This is a genomic window from Microbacterium sp. 22179, from assembly GCF_052045715.1.
GTDB lineage: Bacteria > Actinomycetota > Actinomycetes > Actinomycetales > Microbacteriaceae > Microbacterium > Microbacterium galbinum.
This window is the reverse complement of the sequence record NZ_JBQEPJ010000001.1, coordinates 780,804-798,326: the sequence shown is the minus strand read 5'-3', so window position 1 is coordinate 798,326 and position 17,523 is coordinate 780,804. Positions and strand designations below refer to the sequence as shown.

The 17,523-nt window shown below is 69.2% G+C and carries 16 protein-coding genes; 13 read left to right on the top strand and 3 right to left on the bottom strand.

Annotated features, from left to right (window positions below; genetic code table 11):
• Positions 1-74: 74 nt before the first annotated feature.
• Positions 75-2,324 carry a RelA/SpoT family protein gene (locus ACTJKK_RS03885; protein ID WP_247632174.1) on the top strand — a complete coding sequence of 750 codons (2,250 nt, stop codon included), beginning with the start codon at positions 75-77 and terminating at the stop codon, positions 2,322-2,324.
• On the opposite strand, the gene ACTJKK_RS03880 is transcribed toward ACTJKK_RS03885, so the two are convergent.
• The 3 genes from ACTJKK_RS03880 to ACTJKK_RS03870 form a co-directional block, all read right to left on the bottom strand.
• Positions 2,311-2,862, bottom strand: coding sequence for a type IV toxin-antitoxin system AbiEi family antitoxin (locus ACTJKK_RS03880; protein ID WP_440747065.1), 552 nt, complete (start codon positions 2,860-2,862; stop codon positions 2,311-2,313). The genes ACTJKK_RS03885 and ACTJKK_RS03880 overlap by 14 nt on opposite strands.
• A gap of 63 nt (positions 2,863-2,925) precedes the next feature.
• Positions 2,926-4,278: a DUF349 domain-containing protein gene (locus ACTJKK_RS03875; RefSeq protein ID WP_440747064.1), complete on the bottom strand. Its 1,353-nt coding sequence runs from the start codon at positions 4,276-4,278 to the stop codon at positions 2,926-2,928.
• Between the two features lie 112 nt (positions 4,279-4,390).
• Entirely contained in the window at positions 4,391-4,690 is a 300-nt protein-coding gene (locus ACTJKK_RS03870) for a hypothetical protein (RefSeq protein ID WP_440747063.1), read from the bottom strand.
• A gap of 87 nt (positions 4,691-4,777) precedes the next feature.
• Here ACTJKK_RS03870 and ACTJKK_RS03865 point away from each other — a divergent pair, with 87 nt between their 5' ends.
• The 12 genes from ACTJKK_RS03865 to aroQ all read left to right on the top strand — a co-directional run bounded on the left by ACTJKK_RS03865 (position 4,778) and on the right by aroQ (position 17,489).
• Positions 4,778-6,217, top strand: coding sequence for a replication-associated recombination protein A (locus ACTJKK_RS03865; RefSeq protein WP_440747062.1), 1,440 nt, complete (start codon positions 4,778-4,780; stop codon positions 6,215-6,217).
• Between the two features lie 48 nt (positions 6,218-6,265).
• A complete protein-coding gene (locus tag ACTJKK_RS03860; protein WP_440747061.1) occupies positions 6,266-7,573 on the top strand; it encodes an acyltransferase family protein in 1,308 nt (435 codons plus the stop codon).
• A gap of 150 nt (positions 7,574-7,723) precedes the next feature.
• Positions 7,724-8,353, top strand: coding sequence for a 30S ribosomal protein S4 (gene rpsD, locus ACTJKK_RS03855; RefSeq protein WP_247622432.1), 630 nt, complete (start codon positions 7,724-7,726; stop codon positions 8,351-8,353).
• A gap of 121 nt (positions 8,354-8,474) precedes the next feature.
• Positions 8,475-8,663, top strand: coding sequence for a hypothetical protein (locus ACTJKK_RS03850; RefSeq protein ID WP_247622433.1), 189 nt, complete (start codon positions 8,475-8,477; stop codon positions 8,661-8,663).
• Between the two features lie 58 nt (positions 8,664-8,721).
• Positions 8,722-11,382, top strand: a complete 2,661-nt coding sequence (gene alaS, locus ACTJKK_RS03845; protein WP_440747060.1) for an alanine--tRNA ligase — start codon at positions 8,722-8,724, stop codon at positions 11,380-11,382.
• Entirely contained in the window at positions 11,379-11,852 is a 474-nt protein-coding gene (gene ruvX, locus ACTJKK_RS03840) for a Holliday junction resolvase RuvX (RefSeq protein WP_247632181.1), read from the top strand. Before alaS ends, ruvX begins: the two co-directional genes overlap by 4 nt.
• A 2-nt stretch (positions 11,853-11,854) precedes the next feature.
• Positions 11,855-13,351 carry an endolytic transglycosylase MltG gene (mltG, locus tag ACTJKK_RS03835; RefSeq protein ID WP_440747059.1) on the top strand — a complete coding sequence of 499 codons (1,497 nt, stop codon included), beginning with the start codon at positions 11,855-11,857 and terminating at the stop codon, positions 13,349-13,351.
• Positions 13,338-14,168, top strand: a complete 831-nt coding sequence (locus ACTJKK_RS03830) for a shikimate dehydrogenase family protein (RefSeq protein WP_440747058.1) — start codon at positions 13,338-13,340, stop codon at positions 14,166-14,168. Before mltG ends, ACTJKK_RS03830 begins: the two co-directional genes overlap by 14 nt.
• Positions 14,169-14,238: 70 nt before the next feature.
• Positions 14,239-15,468: a chorismate synthase gene (gene aroC / locus ACTJKK_RS03825; RefSeq protein WP_440747057.1), complete on the top strand. Its 1,230-nt coding sequence runs from the start codon at positions 14,239-14,241 to the stop codon at positions 15,466-15,468.
• Positions 15,452-15,970, top strand: coding sequence for a shikimate kinase (locus tag ACTJKK_RS03820; RefSeq protein WP_247956184.1), 519 nt, complete (start codon positions 15,452-15,454; stop codon positions 15,968-15,970). Before aroC ends, ACTJKK_RS03820 begins: the two co-directional genes overlap by 17 nt.
• Positions 15,967-17,055: a 3-dehydroquinate synthase gene (gene aroB, locus ACTJKK_RS03815; RefSeq protein ID WP_247622440.1), complete on the top strand. Its 1,089-nt coding sequence runs from the start codon at positions 15,967-15,969 to the stop codon at positions 17,053-17,055. Before ACTJKK_RS03820 ends, aroB begins: the two co-directional genes overlap by 4 nt.
• Positions 17,052-17,489: a type II 3-dehydroquinate dehydratase gene (gene aroQ / locus ACTJKK_RS03810; RefSeq protein ID WP_440747056.1), complete on the top strand. Its 438-nt coding sequence runs from the start codon at positions 17,052-17,054 to the stop codon at positions 17,487-17,489. The genes aroB and aroQ overlap by 4 nt, the downstream gene beginning before the upstream one ends.
• Positions 17,490-17,523 lie beyond the last annotated feature (34 nt).

Genomic DNA, 17,523 nt, shown 5'->3' with positions numbered 1-17,523 from the left:
GTATCCGTCCGGTGGGAGCCGCTCCCGCCGGACGGACGTAGGATTGTCTGATGTTCTGATTCGGAGGTGAGCGGATGGCGGAAGCACAGTCGCCGGCGCAGGGATCGAGCCTGCGGCGTCTGGTTCCCCGCATCTTCTCGCGCGCGTCCAGGGTCAACGACCTCGACAACCTGATCCGCACCGTCCGGGCCAACCACCCCCGCGGTGATTTCTCGGTGATCGAGCGCGCGTACGCGGTCGCCAAGGACAAGCACACCGGCCAGCAGCGGCAGAGCGGCGAGCCCTACATCACGCATCCGCTCGCGGTAGCGCAGATCCTCGCCGAGCTCGGTCTCGGGCCGCGCGCCATCGCGGCGGCGCTCCTGCACGACACGGTCGAAGACACCGGCTACGCGCTGACCGACCTCACCGCCGAGTTCGGCGACGAGGTCGCGATGCTGGTCGACGGTGTCACCAAGCTCGACAAGGTCAAGTACGGCGAGAGCGCCCAGGCCGAGACCGTCCGCAAGATGATCGTGGCGATGTCGAAGGACATCCGCGTGCTCCTGATCAAGCTCGCCGACCGTCTGCACAATGCTCGTACCTGGGGCTTCGTCCCGCCGGAGAAGGCGGCGAAGAAGGCCAAGGAGACGCTCGAGATCTACGCGCCCCTGGCCAATCGTCTCGGTATCCAGGCGATCAAGTCCGAGCTCGAAGACCTCTCGTTCGCGGTGCTGCACCCCAAGATCTACAACGAGATCCACAGCCTTATCGCACAGCGCACTCCGCAGCGCGAGAAGTATCTGAGCCAGGTCGTCGAGGAGATCGACGAGGATCTGCGTGATCTGCGCATCCGCGGCAAGGTCTCGGGCCGACCGAAGCAGCTCTACTCCGTGTACCAGAAGATGGTGGTGCGGGGTCGCGAGTTCGACGACATCTACGACCTGATCGGCATCCGCGTGCTCGTCGCTTCGGTGCGTGACTGCTACGCCGTGCTGGGTGCGATCCATGCGCGGTGGACGCCGCTGCCCGGTCGGTTCAAGGACTACATCGCCACCCCGAAGTTCAATCTCTATCAGTCGCTGCACACGACCGTGATCGGCCCCGCGGGGCGCACGGTCGAGATCCAGATCCGTACGCACGAGATGCACCAGCAGGCCGAGTACGGCGTTGCGGCGCACTGGATGTACAAGGAGCGGATGAACGGCGGCAAGGCCGAGGTGCGGGCATCCGACACCGACATGGCCTGGCTCGCGCACATCTCCGACTGGCAGGCCGAGACGGCCGACCCGGGGGAGTTCCTCGACTCGCTGCGGTTCGAGATCGGCGCGAAGGAGGTCTACGTCTTCACGCCGAAGGGGCGCGTCGTCGGTCTTCCCGCCGGTGCGACGCCCGTCGACTTCGCGTATGCGGTGCACACCGAGATCGGCCATCGCACGATGGGTGCGAAGGTGAACGGGCGCCTGGTGCCGCTGGAGTCCGAGCTGAAGAGCGGCGACGTCGTCGAGGTCTTCACCTCGAAGAACCCGGATGCCGGACCGAGTCAGGACTGGCTCGGATTCGTCAAGAGCACCCGTGCGCGCAACAAGATCCGTGGCTGGTTCACGAAGGAGCGGCGCGAAGAGGCCATCGAACAGGGCAAGGAGGCGATCGCGCGCGCGATGCGCCGGCAGAACCTGCCCCTGCAGCGTCTGATGAGCCAGGACTCGTTCGCCGAGGTCGCCCAGCAGCTGCGCTACGAAGACGTCTCGGCGCTGTACGCGGCCGTGGGCGAGGGGCATATCTCGACCCAGTCGGTGCTCGAGAAGGTCACGGCCAACGTCGCCGCGAACGACACCACGACCGGCGCCATCGACCTGCCGGGCAGCGTGCCGACCCGCGAACCGCGTGCGGGCGACTCCGGCGTTCTCGTCCGCGGCGCCGCCGACATCCTCGTGAAACTCGCGAAGTGCTGCACGCCGGTTCCCGGGGATCCGATCGTCGGCTTCGTCACGCGCGGCAGCGGCGTCTCGGTGCACCGCAGCGATTGCGTCAACGTCAAGGCTCTCAGCAGCGAGCAGGACCGATTCGTCGAGGTGTCGTGGGCGCCGACCACCAAGAGCGTGTTCCGCGTGCAGATCCAGGTCGAGGCCCTCGACCGCTCCGGTCTGCTGTCCGACGTCACGCGCGTACTGAGCGAGCACCACGTCAACATCCTCTCCGCCACGGTCAACACCAATGACGACCGACTGGCGATCAGCCGGTTCGTGTTCGAGATGGGCGACGCCGTGCACCTCGACCGCGTTCTCAACGCCGTGCGCAGGATCGACGCGGTGTACGACGTGTACCGCGTCACGTCCTCCTGATACCGAGTTCCTCGAGAAGTTCCAGGGCACGTCGAGAGCCTGGCACGCGCCGCAGGGTGCGGATGCGTTCCTGCGCGGTCCCGATGAGACCCGGGTCGTGCTCGATGAGCATGTGCGCCCAGCGATCCAGAGCGGGTTCCCGGTGGCTCCCGAGCGCGAGGTCGATCAGCGTGCGTTCGGGAGTCGTGATCGGGATGCCGCCGATGAGGAGGAGGTCCTCGGCCGGGAGTGGCGTGTCGTGATAACGCACCCGTGGACTCTGCACGGCGCGGATGCGCCTCGACACCGCTCGGCGAAGATGATGCGGGTTCGGCGGCGCATCGCATGCACCGTGCACCCATACTGCGCTCGGCCCGCAGACCGCGGTGCCCGGGTGCACGATCGTGGCGATCGACGCTGCCCGCACGTCGGCGCCCTCGACGAGATCGGCGGGGATGAAGGCCTCGCCGATGTCGACGACGTCGCCGTCGAGGCGGGCGGCGGTGAGCTCGGGCAGTGTCAGGCGTTGGCCGGGCAGATACAGGAAAGCGGGATGCACCAGGCCAGTGTGGCCCAGGGCATCCCGCTGTCGTGTGCTCGGACGGGAGCTGTGGAGAACTCGTCAGCCGCCGAGGGCGCTCAGCCAGGCGCGGCGCGCCTCGAGAGCGTCGGATGCTTCCTTGATCGCCTTTTTGTCGCCCGACTTCTCGGCCGTGGCGAGCTCGGACTCGAGCTTCTCGATCGCCTCGAGGAGCTGCGAGCTCATGTCGTTGGCGCGCGCCTTGGTCTCGGGGTTGTTCTTCTTCCAGTCGACCTCTTCGCGGGCCTTGAGGGCCTGCTCGATGACGCGGAGCTTGTCGTCGAGCGCGCGCTCCTTGTCGCGGGGGAAGATGCGGCCGATCTCATCCCACTGCCGCTGGATGCGCGTGAGCAGGGCGCGGGCGCGCTTGATGTTGGACTCGTCGGCGACGGCCTCGGCCTCTTCCAGAAGAGCTTGACGCGCCTCGATCTTGGGAGCGGACTCGGCCTCTTCGGCGGCGGACTGCTCGGCACGCGCGGCGTAGAGCGCGTCTCCGGCGGCCTTGAACCGGGCCCAGAGGGCGTCGTCCGCCTTGCGACCTGCGCGGCCGGCGGCCTTCCAGTCGTCGAGCAGCGTGCGGTAGGCGGGAATCCCATCGGTGCCGCGCGGGGCGAGGGCTTCGGCGCGCTCGATGAGGCGGGTCTTCGCGTCGCGGGCGGCCTTGTGCGTGTCGTCGAGCTCCGAGTAGAACGCACGGCGGTGCTTGTCGACGACCGAACGAGCGTCGCGGAATCGCTTCCAGAGCTGCTGCGACAGGCCCTTCGACAGACGCGGGCCGTTCTGCTGCTGAGCCTGCCAGGCGTCGAAGAGCTCACCGAGCTCGGCGGTGACCTGCTTCCACTGCACCTTCGAGAGGTCGCGTGCGGCGATCGCCTCGGCGCGCTCCACCAGTGCGGTGCGCTCGGCGATGGCCTGGTCGAGCAGCTCCTTCGCGCGCTGCTGCTCCTCGGCCGTGGCCTCGGAAAGGGACGCGGTCAGCGTGTGCAGGCGCTCGAGAAGACCGGCGAGGTCACCGACGGCGGCGGCATCCGTGGCTTCGTCGACCAGGTGCCCTGCCTGCTTGACCAGATCGCTGGCGGTCGCGCCGCCGGCCTGGTGACGCTGTTCGAGGGTCTGCACCTTGAAGGCGATGTCCTCGTACTTGCGCACGAAGTAGGCGAGCGCCTCGTCGGGCGTGCCGTCGGGGTACTGGCCGACGACGCGCCAGTTCTCACCCTCGCGCACCTCGACCGTGCCGTCCTCGCTGACGCGACCCCACTTCGCAGCATCGCTGGAGACGGAGGCGGTGGACGCGGCCGGAACGGCGGCGGCGGGGGTGGGCAGCTTGCGCGGCAGCGGCTTCGCTGGGGGAGCGGGGACGGGGGGAGTCGGCTTCGAGGACTCGTTGGCAGACACAGTGTTCTCCTTGCGCGGTTGGCCGCGGGAGGCGGAAAGGACGATGTTCAGCCTAGTACGCCGCGACGATGCGATGCGGTGACGTTCCGCCCCGCATCGGAGCGGGCGCGGATCACTCCGCCGGGGTCTCTTCGGGAGCGGGTGCCTCGGTGGGGGCGGGGGTCTCCACCGGAGCGCCTGGCTCGACGGACGAGGAGGGAGTGGGCGTGGGCTCCGGTGCCGTGACCTGTGCGTGCGCCACCTGGCTCGCGATCGCTGCGAGCACGAGGACCGCGCCACCCACGCCGGCGATCACGTTGTCGCGCACGCGGCGACGGATCTTCTCCTGGTGCTGAGCCGTGCGCGCCGCGTAGACCCGCGCGCGCTCGGCCTGGGTGCGCTCCTGCGCGCTCTTCGAACCGCGTGCCGCCATTGCGTGCTCCTCTCATCGACGCCGCCGGGCGACGTCGTCTCAGAGCATATCGTCGCCGGTGTCGGTGGACCGCATTAGCCTGGAGGGATGACCCCTGCCGCCGCCCTGCTTTCGGGGCAGACGCCGCTCGCCGTGCGCATGCGTCCCGTCTCGCTCGACGAGGTGGCCGGTCAGCGGCACCTGCTCCGTTCCGGCTCGCCGATCGTCGCCCTCGCCGACCCCGAGGCATCGTCGCCCGGCGCGGTCTCCATCATCCTCTGGGGGCCTCCCGGTACCGGTAAGACGACGCTCGCGCAGGCCATCGCCCGTTCTTCCGGTCGCCGCTTCGTCGAGCTCTCGGCGATCACGGCGGGGGTGAAGGACGTGCGCGAGGTTATGCAGGAGGCGATCACGCAGCGCGACCTCTACGGTCAGACGACGATCCTGTTCCTCGACGAGATCCACCGCTTCACGAAGGCGCAGCAGGATGCTCTTCTGCCCGGCGTCGAGAACGGCTGGGTGATCCTGATCGCCGCGACGACCGAGAACCCGTCGTTCTCGGTGATCTCGCCGCTGCTCTCGCGATCGCTCCTCCTCACCCTGCAACCTCTCACCGACGACGACATCGGTCTGCTCGTCGATCGCGCCGTCACCGATGCTCGCGGCCTGCACGGCGCGGTGACGCTCAGCGATGAGGCGCGGGCCGCGCTCATCCGTCTCGCCTCCGGCGACGCGCGCCGTGCACTCACCGGCCTCGAGGCCGGTGCGGCCGTCGCGCTCTCGCACGGGAGCCCGCCTGACGCGGAAGACGCCGGCGACGACGATGAGGACGATGGGGACGCCGACGACGACGAAGCCGGCGTGGCGAGCGGCGATACCGGGGAGGAAGCCGCCGGTGCGGCATCCGTCGTCCCGGAAGTCTCCGCCGACGACGTCGCGCAGGCCGTCGACCGAGCGCTGTTGCGCTACGACCGTCAGGGAGACGAGCACTACGACGTCATCAGTGCGTTCATCAAGTCGATTCGCGGGTCGGATGCCGATGCGGCGTTGCACTACCTCGCCCGGATGATCGAGGCGGGAGAGGATCCCCGGTTCATCGCTCGTCGGCTCGTGATCTCCGCCTCCGAAGACGTGGGCCTCGCCGATCCGCAGGCGTTGGTGATCGCCGTCGCCGCCGCCGACGCCGTGGCTTTCATCGGGATGCCGGAGGGGCGCATCCCGCTCGCCGAGGCGACCGTCTACCTCGCGACGACGGCCAAGTCGAATGCGGCGTACGCGGGCATCGACGCCGCGATCGCCGACATCCGGAAGGGCGGCTTCGGCCGGGTCCCGCTCCACCTGCGCGACGCGCACTATCCGGGGGCGAAGCGGCTCGGTCATGGCCGCGGCTACGCGTACCCGCACGACAACGAGTTCGGCATCGTGGCCCAGCAGTACCTCCCCGACGAGTTGCAGGGGCGCCGCTACTACGCGCCGAAGGCTCTGGGGGCCGAGCGCGATGTCTCGGCGCGGCTCGAGAAGATCCGCCGCATTCTCGACGGGCGCTGACCCGCAGCCCCTGCCCGCAGCGGACGCCTGACGCTCTACAGTGTGCGGGTGACGCGTTCTCCTCTTCGCATTCCGCCCGATCGTGATCTCTCGATCGACTTCGTCCGCGCGATCTGCCTCCCGGTGGTGGTCGTGCTGCATGCGATCCAGATGGGCATCGAGGGCGATCCGCCCCGTGCCTTCAATGCACTCGCGGAGTGGACGCCGCTGGCCTGGATCACCTGGATCGGGATGATCATGCCCACGTTCTTCATCGCCGGAGGCTTCGCCGGCATCACGACCTGGCGCCGACTCGAGAAGAGAGGGGAGACGGCGGGGGAGTACATCCGCGTCCGAGCCCTCCGACTCGCGCGCCCGGTGTTCCTCGCGATGCTCGGCGTGCTCCTCACCCTCGCGGTGATGGCGGTCTGCGGAGCCGATGCCGAGTTCCTCCGGACCTTCGCGTTCCGGCTCGCCGAGCCGCTCTGGTTCATCGCGGTGTACGCGATCTGCACCTCGTTCGTACCGCTCATGGCCGCGCTGCACCGCCGTGCGGCCTGGACGACGTACTTCACCCTGGCCGCGCTGGTCGTGATCGTCGATCTCGTCTCTCGTTTCGGGGGTCTGCCGATCGGCGCCCTCAATTGGCTCTTCGTCTGGCTCTTCGTGCAGCAACTCGGCTTCGGCGTGCGGGATCAGTGGTACTCGCGCCGTCCGCGGTGGTTGCTCCTTCTGCTGGCCGTCGCCGCCTACGGCCTCATGTGCGTCGCCGTCTTCGGGCTGGGCTACGACCCCGACATGATCGCCAACCTCAACCCGCCGACCGTACTCCTGCTCCTGCTCGGTCTGGCGCAGGTCTACCTGTTCACGCTCCTTCAGCCGGCGATCCGCGCGCTCATGCGTCTGCGCCCCGCGCTCGTGATCATCGGCGCCCTCGGTATGTACGGAATGGTCATCTACCTGTGGCATACGGTCGCGATGGCGATCGTCGTCGGTGCGCAGCAGGCGCTGGGGCTGCCGTTCCCGCCGGTGCTCACCCCCGCATGGTGGATCACACGCATCCCGTGGGTGCTCGCGATCGTGGCGGTGCTCGCCGTGCTCTGTGCGATCGTCCCCCGGATCGAACGGATCTGGCCGCTCGAGAGGGCGCGCACCATGCCGCTGCCGGCGGCGATCGCGGCGACAGCGCTTCTCGTGGCGGGCGTCGGGTGGGTGCTCACCCAGGGCTATCTCACGCTCGGTACCGCCGTGGCTCTGGCGGCGATCGCACTCGCGATCGCGTGGCTCACCGTCGGCGGGCCCGGACCGGATCGAGAGTCGGAGCCTCTGGAGGATGCGGCGGAATCCGGCGCATCGCGGGACGCGCGGCGCCTCTGATAGACTTGAGCGGCTCGAAACCGAGTTTTCGGGCATCTCCTCGTTCACACCACACCTCGACGGCGCCCCGGCGTGCGCCCCGAGGAAGAACGCGGGTGATACGTCCGTGAGTCGCGAGAGACGCGACCACGTCATCGGAAGGACAGCTTCGTGACCACGAAGTCCCAGGACCGCCGCAAGGTGCGTCTGAGCCGTGCCCTCGGCATCGCTCTCACCCCGAAGGCCGCCCGCTACCTCGAGAAGCGTCCGTACGCTCCGGGTGAGCACGGCCGCACCAAGCGCAAGGCTGACAGCGACTACGCCGTCCGTCTGCGCGAGAAGCAGCGTCTGCGCGAGCAGTACGGCATCCGCGAGAAGCAGATGCGCAACACCTTCAACGAAGCCCGTCGCCAGGAGGGTCTGACCGGTGAGAACCTGGTCGAGCTCCTCGAGATGCGTCTCGACGCTCTCGTGCTGCGCGCCGGTTTCGCCCGTACGACGGCGCAGGCCCGCCAGCTCGTCGTGCACCGCCACATCCTCGTCGACGGCCAGCTCGTCGACCGCCCGTCCTTCCGCGTGAAGGCCGGACAGCTCATCCACGTCAAGGCCAAGAGCGAGGGCACCGAGCCCTTCCAGGTGGCAGCAGCCGGCGGTCACGCCGAGGTCCTGCCCCCCGTTCCGGGTTACCTCGAGGTCGAGCTCGACAAGCTCCAGGCCCGCCTGGTCCGTCGTCCGAAGCGCGCCGAGGTCCCCGTGACCTGCGAAGTGCAGCTCGTCGTCGAGTACTACGCGGCTCGCTGAGCCCACAGGGCGCTGATCTCAGCGTTCGAAACGAGAGGCGTCGGGGTGACCCGACGCCTCTCGTCGTTTTTGCATACGATGGAGACACCGCGCCTTCGCGGGTCAAGGCAAGGATGACGACATGAAGAACATGGTGTGGTTCCTGATCGGCGTGATCGGCGGCTTCGTCGCTGCGCATTTCATGAACAAGGACCCCCGCGGGCACGACATCCTCGCCGAGGTCGATGCCAGGATCAACGGCTTCACCGCGCTCATCGGCGACGCGTACCGCGCGCAGGAGGCCCGGCTCACCGAGCCGGAAGACCACTGACCCCTCGCGCAACCGCGCGGAACTTCTCACCTCCGAACAAGGACACCCGGGCACCCCTATGAATTCTGCGGAAATCGCGCAGCGCTATCTCGACTTCTTCGAGAAGAACGACCACGTCATCGTCCCCTCCGCCTCGCTCGTCAGCGACGATCCGTCCCTGATGTTCACGGTCGCGGGCATGGTGCCCTTCGTCCCGTACCTCACGGGCGTCGTGCCGTCGCCGCATCCGCGGATCGCCGACCTGCAGAAGTGCATCCGCACGAACGACATCGAAGAGGTCGGCAAGACCGCCCGTCACGGCACGTTCTTCCAGATGCTCGGCAACTGGTCGTTCGGCGATTACTTCAAAGAGGGCGCGATCCGCTACGCCTGGGAACTCCTCACCAGCAGCGAGGCCGATGGCGGCTTCGCGTTCGACGAGAAGGACCTCTGGGTCACGGTCTATGAGACCGATGACGAGGCCGAGTCGATCTGGCGAGACATCATCGGACTGAAGCCCGAGCGCATCCAGCGCCTCGGACGCGCCGACAACTACTGGAACACGGGTCAGCCCGGCCCGGGTGGCCCCGACTCCGAGATCTTCTTCGACCGCGGACCGGCCTACGGCAAGGACGGCGGCCCCGCGGCCGACGATTCGCGGTTCCTGGAGATCTGGAACCTCGTGTTCATGCAGGACTTCATCGAGAACATCCGCGGAAAGACCGAGTTCGACATCGTGGGCGAGCTCCCGCAGAAGAACATCGACACCGGCATGGGTCTCGAGCGCGTCGCCTTCCTCAAGCAGGGCGTCGAGAACATGTACGAGATCGACCAGGTGCGCCCCGTCCTCGATCGAGCCGTCGAGCTCTCCGGCCGTACCTACGGCAAGGTCCACGAGGACGACGTGCGCTTCCGCGTCATCGCCGACCACGTGCGCTCCTCGCTCATGCTGCTCTCCGACGGCGTGCGTCCGTCGAACGAGGGCCGCGGCTACATCCTCCGTCGCCTCATGCGCCGCACGGTGCGTGCGATGCGGCTGCTCGGCGTCGACGAGCCGGTCTTCCCCGAACTCTTCGCCACCTCGCGCGACGCGATGAAGTCGTCGTACCCCGAACTCGAGCGCGACTGGTCGACCCTCTCCGCGTCGGCGTTCGCCGAGGAGGAGACCTTCCGTCGCACGCTGGCCCAGGGATCGACGATCCTCGACCTGGCGCTCGACGAGACCAAGAAGGAGGGCAAGACGGCGCTGAGCGGCCCGGAGGCCTTCCTGCTGCACGACACCTACGGATTCCCGATCGACCTCACGCTCGAGGTCGCCGAGGAAGCCGGGCTCGAGGTCGACCGCGGCGCGTTCGACACGCTCATGCGCGAGCAGCGCGACCGCGCCAAGGCGGACGCACGCAACCGCAAGCGTCAGCTCGCGGATGTCTCCGTCTACCGAGAGCTGCGCGCTCTCGGCGAGACCGGATTCGACGGGTACACCGAACTCGAGGTGCAGTCCCGCATCCTGGGCATCCTCGTCGACGGGCAGCCGGTGCGCAGCGCGTCGGAGGGCCAGATCGCCGAGGTCGTCCTCGCCGAGACGACCCTGTACGCCGAGTCCGGAGGTCAGGTCGCCGACAAGGGAACGATCGTGGGCCCCGGCTTCGAACTCGAAGTGCTCGACGTGCAGCGTCCCGTGCCCGGGCTCATCAGCCACACGGTGCAGGTGAGCACCGGATCGGTCGCCGTCGACGACGCCGCCACCACGGTCGTCGATGCGGCCAACCGTCGCGCGGCGCGTCAGGCGCACTCCGCGACGCACCTCGTGCACGCTGCGCTCCGCGACACGCTCGGTCCGACCGCCACGCAGGCGGGCTCGTTGAACCGCGCCGGCTACATGCGCTTCGATTTCTCCTGGTCGCAGGCGCTGTCGGCCGACACGCGCACCGAGATCGAGGAGATCACGAACCGGGCCGTCCACGACGCCCTCGAGGTCACCACGCGCATCGTCTCGCTCGACGAGGCGAAGGAAGCCGGCGCCATGGCGCTGTTCGGCGAGAAGTACGGCGATGTGGTGCGCATGGTCGACATCGGTGGCCCGTGGTCGCGTGAGCTCTGCGCGGGAACCCACGTCGGCTCCAGCGCCGAGATCGGCCTCGTCAGCCTCGTCGGAGAATCGTCGGTGGGAGCATCCAACCGTCGCATCGAAGCCCTTGTCGGCGTTGATGCCTTCCGTGAGCTCGCTGCCGAGCGTGCGATCGTCTCGCAGCTCACGAGTTCGCTGAAGACGCCGCGCGATCAGCTCGCCGAGCGCATCTCCGACCTCGCTGCGAACCTCAAGGCGGCGGAGAAGCGCATCGCTCAGTTCGAGTCCAAGGAGCGCGCGGGACGGATTCCCGCGATCGCCGACGCGGCGCGCCGGATCGACGCGTTCCACGTCGCCACGGAGTCGCTCGGTGAGCTGGCCTCGGCCGACGATCTGCGCGAACTCGTGCTCGGCGTCCGCGACCGCCTCGGCTCCGACGCTGCGGTCGTCGCACTCGGCGCCGTCGTGAACGGTCGTCCGGTCGTCGTCGTCGCCACCAACGACGCCGCCCGCACCGCGGGTGCGAAGGCGGGAGCGCTCGCGAAGCGCGCCGCCGGAGTGCTCGGCGGAGGCGGCGGCGGGCGTGACGACGTCGCGCAGGGCGGCGGAACGGATGCCGCGGCACTGCCCGCCGCACTCGACGCCATCGTCCAGGAGCTGCACGCAGCGTGAGCGGTTTCCGACGCGGGGTGCGCCTCGGCATCGATGTCGGGCGCGCCCGCGTCGGCGTCGCGCGGTGCGATCCAGACGGAATGCTCGCCGTCCCCGTCGAGACCGTGCCGCGCTCGGAGACCTCGATCGATCGGCTCGTGGAGCTCGCGGCCGAGTACGAGCCGATGGAGTTCGTCGTCGGTCTCCCGGTGAACATGCAGGGCGCGGACACAGCGTCGACCGTGGACGCACGGGAGTTCGCCGCAGCGCTTCGCACGCGCACCGGGGTCCCGGTGCGGCTCGTCGACGAACGCCTCAGCACCGTTTCCGCGCACGCGGCCCTGCGTTCTTCAGGTCGAAATCAGAAGAACTCTCGTAGCATTGTGGATCAGGTCGCCGCGGTGGTGCTGCTGCAGCAGGCGATCGACATGGAGAAGAGCACCGGAAACCCGGCCGGTGCCGCTGTCCCGTCCGACGAGGAGCATCCCTGAACATGTCCGAACGCGATGGCGCGTCCCCCGCGCCCGATGCGAACGAGCCGCTCGGCGATCTCTTCGCGAACCTCCCCGAGCCGACGCAGCAGCATCCGACGGCCGATTACAGCGCCCCGGTGCCCGGCTCCCGGCGCGCCGCCCGTGAGGCCGCGCGCCGAGGCGACGGCGCAGCCGAGACGACTCCCGCCGCCGCGCCCGACGCCGTGGACCCGGTCGGCGCCCCCGTCCCGGCAGCCGAGCCGGTGACGTCGGCTGCCGAGCCCGTGCGTCCGACCGCCGAAGAGGTGCGGATCGCGTCGGCACGCAGGGAACCGGCACCCGTCGCCACTCCCACCGCCGAAGCCGTCCAGGGCGAGGCCTCGATCGGCGGAGGCCTCGACGCTCTGTTCGTGGCTCCCGATGACGACCGCGCTCTGGCGAAGGCACCGAAGAAGCGACGTCGCGGATGTCTGATCGCGCTGCTCATCATCCTGGTGATCGTCGGCGGTATCGCCGCCGCCGGCGCCTGGGCGATGAACACCTACGGCGAGCAGATCAACGACGTCATGGGCTGGGGTGAGCCGAAGGACTACGAAGACGGTCAAGCCTCCGGCGAAGCCTTCGTCACGATCAAGGACGGCGATACCGGACGCCCGGTGTCGACGGCACTCTACGAGGCCGGTGTCACCAAGACCGAGGACGTGTTCTACGACTACCTGATCGAGGAGAACATCGCGGTCACCTTCTACCCGGGCGTGTACCGCCTGCAGGAGAAGATGACCGCCGCCGCCGCACTCGAGGCGTTGCGCAACGAGGACAACAAGCTCGAGAACACGGTGTCGGTGTCGGAGGGCGGCACGATCGAGTCCTCCCTGGCGGCGATGGCCGAGTCGCTCGGTCTGCCGGTGGAGGACTTCGAAGCCGCCGTCGCCGATCCCGCCGCCTACGGCGTCGACGCGCCGAGCCTCGAGGGGTGGCTGTTCCCGGCCGTGTACACCTTCGATCCCGAGGTGACGGCGACGCAGGTCATCCAGCGCATGGTCGATCGCACACGGGAGGCGTTGGCCGAAGCCGGCGTTCCCGATACCGACGCCGAGCGCATCCTGACGATCGCGTCGATCATCCAGCGCGAGGGCCGCACGGCCGACTTCGCGAAAGTGAGCCGCGTGATCGAGAACCGTCTCGACATCGATATGAAGCTGCAGATGGACTCGACGGCCCAGTACGGGTACGGCTCGCTGCACGAGGGCGTCGTGTCGAGCTCGGCCGAGGCTCTGGAAGACGACAACGACTGGAACACCTACGTGCGCACGGGTCTTCCGGTGACTCCGATCGCGAGTCCGAGCTTCGCCGCGATCGATGCCGCGATGCACCCCGAGGACGGTCCCTGGCTGTACTTCGTCACGATCGATCTGTCGACGGGCGAGACGCAGTTCTCGGAGACGTACGAGGAGCACCAGGCCGGCATCGAGAAGTGGCGCGAATGGTGCCGGGCGAATCCGGATGCCGGCTGCTGACGCTCGTTCCCCCCACCGGCTCGCGGTGTGGGGGGATCCGATCGCGCATTCGAAGTCTCCGGCGCTCCACGCCGCGGCCTATCGTGTGCTCGGGCTGGACTGGGAGTACGACCGCCGCCGCGTGAGCGCCGACGACCTGCCGTCGGCGCTGTCCGGGCTCGACGGATCGTGGCGTGGACTCTCGCTCACGATGCCCCTCAAGGAGCAGGCGTTCCGGGCCGCGGCGGTGCGCGATCGCCATGCGACGCTCACGGGAGCCGTGAACACGCTCCTGCTCGACGGGAGACCGGCGGGGTTCAACACCGACGTCGGGGGGATCGTCGACGCCCTGGCCGATGACGGGATGCGGGCGGCGAGCACCGTGCGCATCCTCGGTGCCGGGGCGACGGCGGCATCCGCCCTGGTCGCTGCGGCGGAGATCGGTGCCGAGCGGGCGGAGATCCGCGCGCGACGGCCGGATCGCGCTGCGGCACTGGTCGATCTCGGCGGCAGTCTCGGCGTGACCGTCTCCGTCGCCTCGTTCGATTCGCCTCCCACCCCGGTGGATCTGACGGTCGCGACGCTCCCGTCGGGTACATCGCTCCCCGCAGACGTCGCCCTGCCTCTGGCGGATGACGGGGGAGTGCTCTTCGATGCCGCCTACGCGCCCTGGCCATCGGCGCTGGCGGCGGTGTGGAGCGACGCACCCGTCGTGTCGGGCCTCGGGATGCTGCTCCATCAGGCGATCCGTCAGATCCGCGTCTTCCTGCACGGTGACCCGGCGCACGTGCTCGACGACGAGGCATCCGTCCTGGCCGCGATGCGCGCTGCTCTCTGACTCCGCGCGGTCTGTGACACGTCGCTGAAACGCGGACGGCGGGCGCGGCCGCGCATGGGAGACTAGAGGAATGCTCCGCGTGCTGACGGCCGGCGAATCGCACGGCCCCGAACTCATCGCCATCATGGAGGGCCTTCCCTCCGGTGTCCCGATCTCCTCCGAGGCGATCCAGGCCGACCTCCAGCGTCGGAAACTCGGCTACGGGCGCGGCTCGCGCATGAAGTTCGAGCAGGACGAGCTGAGCATCTCCGGCGGCGTCCGCCACGGCAAGACCCTGGGGAGTCCGATCGCGTTGCGCATCGGCAACACCGAGTGGCCGAAGTGGACCGAGGTCATGAACCCCGAGCCGGCCGAGCTCACCGACAAGTCCCGCGGCCGCGGCGCCCCGCTCACGCGTCCCCGCCCGGGTCACGCCGACCTCGTGGGCATGCAGAAGTACGACTTCGACGAGGCCCGCCCGATCCTCGAGCGTGCGAGTGCTCGGGAGACCGCCGCCCGGGTCGCGCTGGGTGCCGTCGCCCGTTCCTTCCTCAGCGAGCTCGGCATCCGTCTCGTGAGCCACACCCTCTCGATCGGCCCGGTCGCCGTGCCTGCGGGGTCACCGCTGCCGACTCCGGACGACGTCGACGCCCTCGACGCCGATCCGCTCCGGTGCTTCGATGCCGCCACCTCCGCGCTGATGGTCGCCGAGGTCGACGACGCGAAGAAGGACGGTGACACCCTCGGCGGCATCGTCGAGGTGCTCGCCTACGGCCTCCCGCCGGGGCTCGGCTCGCACGTGCACTGGGACCGCCGGCTCGATGCCCGCCTCGCGCAGGCGCTCATGAGCATCCAGGCCATCAAGGGGGTCGAGGTCGGCGACGGATTCGAGACGACACGTCGTCGCGGCTCGGCCGCCCACGACGAGCTCTTCGCGACCGACGGCGGCATCACCCGCGGCTCCGACCGTGCCGGCGGAACCGAGGGCGGGATGTCGACCGGCACCGTGCTGCGCGTGCGCGCCGGTATGAAGCCGATCGCCACGGTGCCGCATGCGCTGCGCACGATCGACGTCGCGACCGGCGACGACGCGACGGCCCACCACCAGCGCTCCGACGTGTGCGCCGTCCCGGCGGCGGGCGTCGTGGCCGAGGCGATGGTCGCCATCGAGCTCGCCCGGGCCGTGCTCGAGAAGTTCGGCGGCGACAGCGTCGGCGAGACCCGTCGCAACCTCGAGGGATACCTCGCGGCGATCCCGGCGGAGCTGCGCACCGCGCCGGCATCCGAGGCCGCGCTGCTCGCGCATGACGAACAGCACTGATCCGCTCACACTGGTGCTCGTCGGTCCCATGGCTGCGGGCAAGACCAGTGTGGGGCGGCGTGTCGCACGCCGCCTGGGCGTGCCGTTCATCGACACCGACAAGCGCATCGTCGCCGCCCACGGCCAGATCCCCGTGATCTTCGCCGAGTACGGCGAGGGTCACTTCCGCGAGCTGGAGCGGCTCGCGGTCGCCGACGCACTCGCGGAGGGCGGCGTGATCTCCCTCGGCGGCGGCGCTGTGACGGATGCCGGGACCCGCGCGCTGCTGGGCGCGCATCCCGTGGTCTTCCTCACGGTGAGTCCCGAGGCGGTCGCGGATCGGATCCGCGGAGCCGGGCGCCCGCTGCTCGAGTCGGAGGATCCCCTGGAGCGATGGACCTCGATCTTCGAGGCGCGCCGGGACTGGTACGAAGAAGTGGCCACGGCGACGTTCGACACGTCGCGCCGGCCGATGCAGAAGATCGCAGACGAGATCGTCACCTGGAGGAGAGAGCAGCGATGACCACCACGACCATCAGCGTCACCGGAGACGATGCCTACGACATCGTGATCGGTCGGGACATCCTCGACCGCGTGTCGGAGGCGCTGACGCCCACGGTGCGCAAGATTCTCGTGGTGCACCCTCCGACGCTCGCCGCGCGGGCGGCCGAACTGCGCGACAGGCTCCTCGCCGACACCGAGAACGGTCCGCGCGAGGTTCTGCTCGCAGAGATCCCGGATGCCGAGCAGGGCAAGCGCATCGAGGTGGCGGCCTTCTGCTGGCAGGTGATGGGTCAGGCGGACTTCACGCGCACGGATGCCGTGATCGGCTACGGCGGGGGAGCGGTGACCGACCTCGCCGGTTTCGTGGCCGCGACCTGGCTGCGCGGCATCCAGCTCGTGCAGGTGCCCACCACCGTCCTCGGTCTCGTCGACGCCTCCGTCGGGGGCAAGACCGGAATCAACACCGCGGAGGGCAAGAACCTCGTCGGGGCGTTCTGGGCCCCGCGTGCGGTGATCGGCGACCTCGACGAGCTGCGCAGCCTCAGCGCCAACGAGGCGACGGCCGGGTTCGCCGAGGTCGTGAAGGCCGGCTTCATCTGGGCACCGGAGATCCTCGACATCGTCGAGGCGGATCCCGCACGCGCCGTGGATCCGGCCTCGGACGAGTTCCGCCGCGCCGTCGAGCTCGCGATCGGGATGAAGGCCGCCGTCGTCTCGGAGGACTTCCGAGAGGCCGGGCAGCGCGAGATCCTCAACTACGGCCACACGCTCGGACACGCCATCGAGCATGCCGAGCGATACCGCTGGCGCCACGGCGCGGCGATCTCGGTGGGGATGCTCTTCGCCGCCGAGCTCTCGCGTCTCGCCGGGCGCCTGTCCGACGAGGCGGCGCTGCGCCACCGCGCGGTTCTCGAGTCGCTCGGTCTCCCGACCTCGTACCGCGCGGGCGCCTGGCCGCAACTCCTGGCCACGATGCAGCGCGACAAGAAGAGCCGCGGGGGAATGCTCCGCTTCATCCTGCTCGACGACATCGCCAAGCCGACCGTTCTCCAGGCTCCCGACGAGTCGCTGCTCTTCGCCGCCTACCAGGAGGTCGGCGCGTGAGCGCTCGGATCCTGCTGGTCAACGGCCCCAACCTCAATCTGCTCGGCACGCGCGAGCCCGAGGTCTACGGCACGGCGACGCTCTCCGACGTCGAGCGTCTCGCGACCGATGCCGCCGCCGCCGCGGGCTACGAGATCCGGGCGATCCAGAGCAATCACGAGGGCGTCCTGATCGATGCGATCCAGGCCGCCCGCGACGACTGCGTCGCGATCGTGATCAACCCCGGCGGACTCACGCACACGTCCGTGGCGCTGCGTGACGCACTGACCGGGGTCGCCCTGCCCTTCGCCGAGGTGCACATCTCTGACGTGCACGCGCGCGAGGAGTTCCGCCACCATTCCTACCTCGAAGACGTCGCCGCCGTGCGGGTGATCGGGCGCGGCGTGGAGGGGTACGCCGAGGCCGTGCGACGGCTCACCGCCCTCATCCCGTAGAATCTACTGTCGGCCGGGTCCGCGCCCTGCGAGG